The sequence below is a fragment of the Novosphingobium sp. B 225 genome (assembly GCF_002198665.1).
GTDB lineage: Bacteria > Pseudomonadota > Alphaproteobacteria > Sphingomonadales > Sphingomonadaceae > Novosphingobium.
On the sequence record NZ_MWLM01000006.1, the window covers coordinates 1 to 8,241 of the forward strand.

Annotated in this window: 11 protein-coding genes; 7 read left to right on the forward strand and 4 right to left on the reverse strand. The window is 64.2% G+C overall.

The annotated features are described in order from the left end of the window. The 4 genes from feoB to MNBBLIKP_RS01135 form a co-directional block, all read right to left on the reverse strand. Positions 1 to 1,166: ferrous iron transporter B (gene feoB / locus MNBBLIKP_RS01120; protein ID WP_140420500.1), on the reverse strand; the 1,166-nt coding region annotated here is incomplete at its 3' end. Between the two features lie 2 nt (positions 1,167 to 1,168). Continuing rightward, complete coding sequence (locus MNBBLIKP_RS01125) at positions 1,169 to 1,408, reverse strand: FeoA family protein (protein WP_088306685.1); 240 nt, start codon at positions 1,406 to 1,408, stop codon at positions 1,169 to 1,171. A 100-nt stretch (positions 1,409 to 1,508) separates the two neighbouring features. Further along, positions 1,509 to 2,162: a COQ9 family protein gene (locus MNBBLIKP_RS01130; protein ID WP_088306686.1), complete on the reverse strand. Its 654-nt coding sequence runs from the start codon at positions 2,160 to 2,162 to the stop codon at positions 1,509 to 1,511. Next, positions 2,162 to 2,785, reverse strand: a complete 624-nt coding sequence (locus MNBBLIKP_RS01135; RefSeq protein WP_369678902.1) for an ankyrin repeat domain-containing protein — start codon at positions 2,783 to 2,785, stop codon at positions 2,162 to 2,164. The genes MNBBLIKP_RS01130 and MNBBLIKP_RS01135 overlap by 1 nt, the downstream gene beginning before the upstream one ends. 92 nt (positions 2,786 to 2,877) lie before the next feature. Here MNBBLIKP_RS01135 and MNBBLIKP_RS01140 point away from each other — a divergent pair, with 92 nt between their 5' ends. Genes MNBBLIKP_RS01140 through MNBBLIKP_RS01170 form a run of 7 tightly spaced genes read left to right on the forward strand, consistent with a single transcriptional unit; the run spans position 2,878 to position 7,279 of the window. Further along, positions 2,878 to 3,468 carry an SCO family protein gene (locus MNBBLIKP_RS01140; RefSeq protein ID WP_254912875.1) on the forward strand — a complete coding sequence of 197 codons (591 nt, stop codon included), beginning with the start codon at positions 2,878 to 2,880 and terminating at the stop codon, positions 3,466 to 3,468. Next, entirely contained in the window at positions 3,465 to 3,959 is a 495-nt protein-coding gene (locus MNBBLIKP_RS01145; RefSeq protein ID WP_088306688.1) for a YcgN family cysteine cluster protein, read from the forward strand. The genes MNBBLIKP_RS01140 and MNBBLIKP_RS01145 overlap by 4 nt, the downstream gene beginning before the upstream one ends. Continuing rightward, the gene (locus MNBBLIKP_RS01150; protein ID WP_088306689.1) at positions 3,952 to 4,677 is read left to right on the forward strand and encodes a M48 family metallopeptidase; all 726 of its coding nucleotides are present in this window, start codon (positions 3,952 to 3,954) and stop codon (positions 4,675 to 4,677) included. Before MNBBLIKP_RS01145 ends, MNBBLIKP_RS01150 begins: the two co-directional genes overlap by 8 nt. 42 nt (positions 4,678 to 4,719) lie before the next feature. Next, positions 4,720 to 5,223, forward strand: coding sequence for a DUF4402 domain-containing protein (locus MNBBLIKP_RS01155; protein WP_088306690.1), 504 nt, complete (start codon positions 4,720 to 4,722; stop codon positions 5,221 to 5,223). A 40-nt stretch (positions 5,224 to 5,263) separates the two neighbouring features. Then, a complete protein-coding gene (locus tag MNBBLIKP_RS01160) occupies positions 5,264 to 5,704 on the forward strand; it encodes a hypothetical protein (RefSeq protein ID WP_088306691.1) in 441 nt (146 codons plus the stop codon). Beyond that, entirely contained in the window at positions 5,694 to 6,662 is a 969-nt protein-coding gene (gene ribD, locus MNBBLIKP_RS01165; protein ID WP_088306692.1) for a bifunctional diaminohydroxyphosphoribosylaminopyrimidine deaminase/5-amino-6-(5-phosphoribosylamino)uracil reductase RibD, read from the forward strand. Before MNBBLIKP_RS01160 ends, ribD begins: the two co-directional genes overlap by 11 nt. Further along, on the forward strand, positions 6,662 to 7,279 hold the full coding sequence (locus MNBBLIKP_RS01170; RefSeq protein ID WP_088306693.1) for a riboflavin synthase: 618 nt from the start codon (positions 6,662 to 6,664) through the stop codon (positions 7,277 to 7,279). Before ribD ends, MNBBLIKP_RS01170 begins: the two co-directional genes overlap by 1 nt. Positions 7,280 to 8,241 lie beyond the last annotated feature (962 nt).

Below are 8,241 nucleotides of genomic sequence, written 5' to 3' on the forward strand. Positions count from 1 at the left end.
CCCAGCCCCGGCCCCACGCTGCGCGCTGGAATGAAGGCAGAGATGATCACCGCATAGACCGGCAGCCGGGCCGAACAGGTCATCAGCGGCGCAATCAGGATCGTGGTCAGCCGGTCTTTCGGATCGGTGATGCTGCGGGTCGCCATGATCCCCGGCACGGCGCAGGCAAAGCTGGACAAAAGCGGGATGAAACTGCGCCCCGACAGGCCGATCCCCGCCATCATCCGGTCCATCAGGAAAGCCGCACGGGCCATATAGCCCGAAGCCTCCAGCGCCAGAATGAAGAAGAACAGGATCACGATCTGCGGCAGGAACACCACTACCGAGCCGACCCCGGCCAATATCCCGTCGGTCAGAAAATCACGCAGAATCCCCGCCGGCAGCAGATCGCGTGCGGTTGCCGCCAGCCAGTCTATCCCCGCTTGCAGCGCATCGGCGAACGGCTGTGCGCCCGCGAAGACCGCCTGGAACACCACAAACAACAGCGCGAACAGGATCAGCGGCCCCAGCCAGGGATGCAGCAGCAACCGGTCAAGCCGGGCGTGCAGCCGGTGCCGCGCGGTTTCGGAAACGATTGCGCCCTGGGCAATTGCCTCTGCGGTGACACGCCGTTCGGTCAGGGTGGTGCGCGGACGGTGATGTTCCGCCCCGCGCCCGTCGGCTTGCTCGATCGCGGCGGCCAGTTCGGTCAGGCCCTTGCGCCGCACCGCCACGGTCGGCACCACCGGCACCCGCAACGCTTCCTGCAGTGCCAGCGGATCGATTACCAGACCATCGCGTTCGGCCAGATCGACCATGTTGAGCGCAATCACCACTGGCCGCCCCAGCGCGATTACTTCCTGCGCGAAGACCAGATGCTGTTCCAGGTTCGAGGCATCGAGCACCACCACCAGCACTTGCGGCGGAACTTCGCCGGGCAGCTCGCCCAGGATCACCTTGCGGGTTACTTCCTCGTCCGGGCTGGTGGCGTTCAGGCCATACGACCCGGGCAGATCGGTCAGTTCGATCGAACCGCCCGAAGGCAGCGCCAGCCGCCCGGCCTTGCGCTCTACCGTGACGCCGGGATAGTTCGCGATCTTCTGGCGCGCGCCGGTAAGTGCATTGAACAACGCGCTTTTGCCCGCATTGGGATTGCCGACCAGTGCGGCGCTGCGCAGTTCCGCCATGGTCAGACTGCTTCCACCGCCATCGCCCGGGCGTGGCTGCGGCGCAGTGCCACAGTCATCCGCCCGATCAGCACTGCAATCGGATCGCGTCCGCCAAACACCCCGCGATGCGCCACTGCCAGCCGTGTGCCCACTTCGATCCCCAGCCCCTGCAGGCGCGTGGCCTCATCAGGTTCCAGCACGGACCAGTCGATCGCGACTACCCGCGCGCGCTGTCCAATCGGAAGGGCATCCAGAGTCATGCAATTCGCGCTGCCATAGCCTGCGCCTTATTGCAAGTCATTCGCAATAAATTGACGCAAGTCAAATTTGGGACTGCCCGGCGCTGAACCGGACCGCGCCTTACCGCGCCGGATACCGCAGCCGCCCCAGCAGCCGCGCCGGGCTGAAATGTTCGCGTTCTGGATTCAGCCACTTGGCCTTGGCCTTTTCGAACTTCATGATTCCATCGATCCGGCGGTCCAGGAAAGCGCGGGTCTCGGCATTGCCTTCGCTTTGGTCCCCGGCATAGACCGCCAGCGTCGCGGCATAGATCGCCCCCAGCGTCGCGCGCTTGGTATAGTGGTTATAGTCAGAAGCCGTATCACCTGCCAGCCGCCACATCCGATCGGCGCTGTGCCAGGCCAGTTGCAAGGCCCGGGGGGCGTTCTGCGGCATGGCCATGATCGCCTGAGCCCGGCGCAGCGCCTCTTTGCGCGCGGCAATCGCATCAAGCCGGAACTGCACCAGGGTGCGGATCCGTTCGCGGATTTTCAGGCTGGCCAGTTGTTCCTGCGGCAGGGCTGCCGCCATCGCGGCATCGATGCTGGCAATCCAGGCCTCGATCATCTGCATCGCTCCGCCTGAAAAGGCAAAGACCGCTGCCGCAGGATCGATCCCCTGCGTCGCCGCCGCAGCGCGCACCGCTTCGTCGCTCCAGCCATCAAAGGCGGCGGCATCGGCAATCGCCGGGGCCAGTTGGGTCCGCAGTTGTTCCAGCGAAGCAGCTTCAGCCATCAGAAGCTGGGCCCATAGGTCTTGGGTTGATTCTTGGTCTTGACCTTGGCGTTGGTATCGATCTCGGTCACCAGATTGCTGTTCTTGCCCTCAGCCATGGCATAGTCGCGGGCCGAGCGGCCCGAATTGTCGGCCCGGTCAGGATCGGCCCCGGCCTTTAGCAGGATCCGCATCATCGCCACATTGCGGTTGTGAACTGCCGTGATCAGCGGGGTTTCGCCGGCATTGTTGCTTTCATCGATCTTTGCCCCGCGTGAAACGAGCAAGTCCACCGCTTCGGCAAAATTGTTGTTCACCGCGACGACCAGCGGGGTCACGCCCTTGAAATCGCGGATGTTCACATTGGCGCCCTTGGCGATCAGGAACTGCATCCAGGTCAGGTCACGGCGCGCGGTCACCAGGTGCAGCGCGCCTTCGCCGGACGAGATGTCGCGCGCGTTGATCAGCGTCGGACTGCCCTTGGCGAGCATGTCGGTCACATCGTTGCCGTTCTTTTTCTTTACGGCTTCAAGGAACTTGTACCCTTCGGAAAAGCCGGCCTGGGCCATCGCGGGTGCGGTCCAGGCGAGCATGACCCCCAGCAGGGACAGCACGGCCAGCCTGAACGAGCGGATTGTGAACACGAACGCTTCCTCCTGTTGAAGCCGCAGAATCGCCTGCGCGGCAATCGGCTCCCTTGCGCAAGCTGGTTTAGCAGAGCATGAACCGCTGCGCCATGACCAAGCCAATTGTTGCCGCCGCCCTTGCGCTGTCCATCGCCCTGTCCGCCTGTTCCAAGCCTGCCGCGCCGATCACCGGCGTGGACATTGCCGGAACGCCCATCGGCGGGGCCTTCACTCTGGTGGACAAGGACGGCAAGAGCGTGACCTGGGATGCCTTCAAGGGCAAATACCGGATCGTCTATTTCGGCTATACCTTTTGCCCGGATGCCTGCCCGTTCGACATGGGTGTGGTGATGCAGGCCTTTCGCCAGTTCGAACAGGCCAGCCCAGAACGTGCGGCCAGGGTCCAGCCGATTTTCATTTCGATCGATCCGGCGCGCGACACGCCAGCCCGGGTGGGTGAATTTTCCGCCGCCTTCAGCCCGCGCCTGATCGGATTGACCGGCAGTCAGGCCCAGGTCGACCAGGCGGTCAAGGCCTTCCGCAGCTATGCCGCCAAGGGCAAGGAAAGCGCGGGCGGCTATCTGATGGACCACAGCCGAATCGCCTTTCTGATGGGCCCGGACGGCCAGCCGATTGAAATGCTGCCGGTGGACAAGGGCGCGGCGGCGGTGCTGGCGGACCTCAAGATTGCGGTTCAGTGACCTCGCTGCGCGACCAGTTCTGGACCCTGCCGCTCGAGCATCTGACCCGGCCCGAGTGGGAGGCGCTGTGCGATGGCTGCGGCCAGTGCTGTCTGCACAAGGCCGAGGATGAGGACAGCGGTGCGATCTATCCCACCAATGTCGCCTGCCGCCTGCTCGATATCCCCACCGGGCGTTGCAGTGACTATCGCGGACGCAAGGCGCGGGTGCCCGATTGCGTCCAGCTGACACCCCGACTGGCGCTGGAAATCTCCTGGCTGCCCGATACCTGCGCCTATGTATTGCGCGCCGAGGGTGAGCCGCTGCCGGACTGGCACTACCTGATCTGCGGCGATCCCGAAGCGGTCCACCGCGCCGGAATCTCCGTGCGCGGCAAAGCGATCAGCGAGGATCTGGCCGGGCCGCTCGAACAGCACGTGATCCTGCCCCCCGGTGTCGAATTCGAACATTGGGCCGAGGATGAGGAGGAAGACGGGGCCGGCGATGCTTGACTGGCTGCGCCGTTCCCCCGCCGACCAGCCGAGCGTGCCGGTGGGCGATGTGCTGCTACCGCTGGTGATCCGCCGCACCGCCAGCGCGCGGCGCATGACCATGCGGCTCGCCCCTGATGGCAGCGAAGTGCGCGTGACCCTGCCGCGCTGGGGCCGCACGGCAGAGGCGCTCGAATTCGCGCGGCTCAAGGTGGGCTGGCTGGAAGAACAGCTGGCCAAGGTCGCCCCCGCCGCCGCACCGACCGATGGGGGGACCGTGCCTTACCTGGGCCTGCCGCATGTGCTGCGCCACGATCCTGCCCGCCCGCGCCGGGTCGTGCTGGGCGAAGGTGAGTTCCATCTGGGCGGCCCGGCCGAAGGGCTGGAGCGCCGCCTGCGCCGCTGGTTGGAAGGCGAAGCGCGGCGGCTGATGGCCGATGACCTGTCCTATTACTGCCTGCGCGCCGCCCAGCCGCAGCAAAAGCTGCTGCTCAGCAATGCGCAGCGCCGCTGGGGCAGCTGCGCGCATGACGGGACGATCCGGATCAACTGGCGGCTGGTCATGGCTCCGGCTGCGGTGCGCCGCTCGGTCGTAGCGCACGAGGTCGCGCACCTGACCCATTTCGATCACTCCCCGCGCTTTCATGCGCACCTTGATTCGCTGTTCGAAGGCGATATCCGGGCCGCCAACCGCTGGCTAAAGCGCGAAGGACGAAGCCTTTATTTACCTTTTGGCTAGGGGTAATCCCCTGTTAACCAGAAGCGGCGGAAAATCACCGCCATGGCGCGACTGGTTTTCCTGTCCCTGGCCTTGCTGCTGCCCACCACGGCGCTTTCCGCGCAGGACGCTTGCCGCCTGTGCTATTCGGACCCCGGCGCCAAGCCGGGGGAACGTCCGCTCCAGCTGGAAATCCAGGCCGACCTGTCATTCAGCAAGCTTGCCATGACCGGTCAGGGCGGCGGCAGCGCCACCGTGGTACCGCAAGGCGGCAAAGAGACCCAGGGCGACCTCATCGACCTTGGCGGCATGGCAGTCAGCGGGCACGGCCGGATCACCGGCGAACCGGGCAAGGCCGTGCGGGTCGACCTGCCTGACCGGGTGCCAATGACCGCCGGGGATGGCACCGCCGCGGAACTGACCCAGTTCACCACCGACCTGCCCCGCCACCCGGTGCTGAATCTTGACGGCATGCTGGAATTCACCTTCGGCGCACGGCTGGTGGTCAAGGGCCAGCGTGGCGGCAATTACCGCGGGCGGATCCCGATTTCGGTCGATTACAACTGACCACTGGCGCGCCGCCGCCCAAACGCCTATCTTTGCGCCCATGTCGTTCATCAAGAATATCAACCCCACTGGCGCGATCACCGATTTCATCGCCGTGTTCCGGCAGGCCGGTTCGAACCGCTGGTGGATCACTCTGCTGGCGCTGGCGATGACGGTCGGCACTTTTTCGATCATGACCGGCGAAAGCTGGAAGAAGCAGCGCCCCCTGCCCGAAATCACTTATATCACATCCTGGCCAGCTGACCGGACCGACGCGGAAACGCAGGCTTTCATCGTCGAGAACCAGAAGCGCAAGGAAGCCGCGGAAAAGGCGCAGCAGGCCGTCGATGCGGAACTGCGCGGGCTGTGGAAATCGTTGGGCCGGGCTTCGGGGATCGATGTTGAAGCGATCGACGCCAAGGCAAACAAGGACCGCGCGGCTGAACAGGCCGCCGAAAAGGCCAAGCTGGAACAGCTGACCGGACAAAAGCTTGACCGCTGAGCAGGACCAGCGCTGGCTTTCCGCCGCCGCCGCAATCGCCCAGCGCGGCGTGCCGCTCAGCCGCCCCAACCCCGCCGTCGGCGCGCTGATCGTCAAGCACGGGCGCGTGCTGGGGCGCGGCTGGACCCAGCCAGGCGGGCGCCCCCATGCCGAAGCCATGGCCCTGGCCGCCGCTGGCGAAGCGGCGCGCGGAGCCACGCTTTACGTCAGCCTTGAACCCTGCGCCCACGCCAGCCAGCGCGGCCCGGCCTGCGCCGATCTGGTCGCGGCGAGCGGCCTGGCGCGGGTGGTGGTGGGCTGCGCCGATCCCGATCCGCGCACCGCCGGGCAAGGGATCGAGCGGATCAGGGCGGCGGGAATCGCGGTGGATCTGGTGCCCTCCCCGGCCTGCGCGGCGGGATTGGCCGGCTACCTTTCGCTGCGTCAGCGCGGACGGCCGCTGGTCAGCCTCAAACTCGCGCTTTCGCTCGATGGCTGCATCGCCATGGCGGATGGGCAAAGCCAGTGGATCACCGGAGCCGCCGCCCGCGCGCACTGCCACGCGATGCGCGCGCGCCATGACGCGATCCTGGTCGGCGGCGGCACCTTGCGCGCCGATCAGCCCCGGCTCGATGTGCGCCTGCCCGGTCTTGAAAGCCGCAGCCCGCAGCGCTGGGTGCTCACACGCGGGGCAGTGCCAGCCGGATGGCACGCCCTCCCCTCACCCGGAGCACTCGGCCAGATGGCCAATGTGCAAAGCCTGTTCATCGAAGGCGGCGCGCAAACCGCGGCCGCATTTCTGCGCGCTGCTGTGGTTGATCGCCTGCTGCTGTACCGCGCGCCGATCCTGATCGGGGGCGGCCTGCCCGGCTTGCCGGACATCGGCCTGACCGCGCTGGATCAGGCCCACGGCCAATGGCGGCTGGCAGAGAGCCGGACGCTTGGCAAGGACCGCTTCGAACTGTACGAGCGCAGCTGATGTTTACCGGAATTATCACTGCCGTCGGCACGATCCGCGAAATCGGCGAACGGGGCGATCTGCGCGCCGTAATCGCCTGCCCTTATGACCCCGCCCACATCGCGATTGGCGCATCGATTGCCTGTTCGGGCGTGTGCCTGACCGTGGTTGACCGCGGCGGCATGCCAGGCGATGCCTGGTTCGCAGTGGACATTTCCGGCGAAACCGTCAGCCGCACCGCGCAAGACCAATGGCGCGCGGGCCGCCAGCTCAACCTGGAACAGGCGATGAAGCTGGGCGATGAATTGGGCGGCCACATCGTCACCGGCCACGTCGATGCCGTTGGCCGGATCACCGGGCATGAGGAAGTGGGCGGTTCGATCCACCTGAGCGTCACCACCCCCGCCGAAGTGGCCCCGTTCATCGCTGCCAAGGGATCGATCACGGTTGACGGCGTTTCGCTGACGGTCAACGCCATCACCGATCACCCCGACGGGACGATGCAGTTCGAACTCAACATCATCCCCCACACCGCCGAAGTAACCACGCTGGGCGCACTGCGCCCGGGCGATGCCGTGAACCTGGAAATCGACGTGCTGGCACGGTATCTGCAGCGCATGCAAAGCCTGCGGAGCTGAAGCGGCTGCGCCGCACTGCAGTGCGAAGGCGGCTTGAGGCGACGTTGAAGGGGCGTGAACGGGAAGCTCTTCGGGCAACCGGGGACATGCTATTGCATGTCGCTGCCAGACGTTCGAACCACGGCGATGAATTTGGGGGTTTAGTAAACTGTCACCGTAACTTACGTAACTCGTCCCGTAACTCCCAAGGGTAATTAGGGGTTTACGGACGTGTCACCGTAATTGCGGACGTGTCACCGTAATTGCAAGGGTAATTAGGGNAATTAGGGGTTTACGGACGTGTCACCGTAATTCAAGGGTAATTAGGGGTTTACGAACGTGTCACCGTAATTGCACCATTGGGGCGTAACTCCTCGCGGTCAATCGATAGGATCGCTGAAGATGCACTGGCCAACGGCTGCGTAAGATAGGTGCGAAATGTTCGAGAAACACAAGGTAGTAACAGCGATATCTTTGATAACATTCCCGGTATGGATATTCACTGTTCTCGATTTTACATTTGCCGGATGTTACATCGATGATGGCTGTGGAAAAATTGACCCTTGGGTGCCCATCATTGTCCTTACCACATCGATTTTTGCTAGTTTGTTCTCAGGATGGTTGGTGGCGTTCCTGGTGACGGCTTTTACCAGAAGAGCGTAAATTTTTGCGGCAAAGTGAGATCGAAGCGTGCAAAATTCTCCGAAACAACTCTGAATCCACACAGGGGGTATTGCCAGCATATCTGACGGGCAATGACAACTGGGACGACGCTTCAACGCTCCAAGGATATCAGAATTACTACCAAAGCAACGTCAATCAGTGGCAGCCTCTGACTAGCACGACGGCGAAGGTGATTATCGGAATGGGCAGTGCCCTTGCCGGTGCAACTCCGATCGGACGGGCAGCATCTGTACCGCTGAGGGTAGGGAATTACGGTGACACGTCCGTAAACCCCCAAACTCCATCGCGTCCGCAACGAC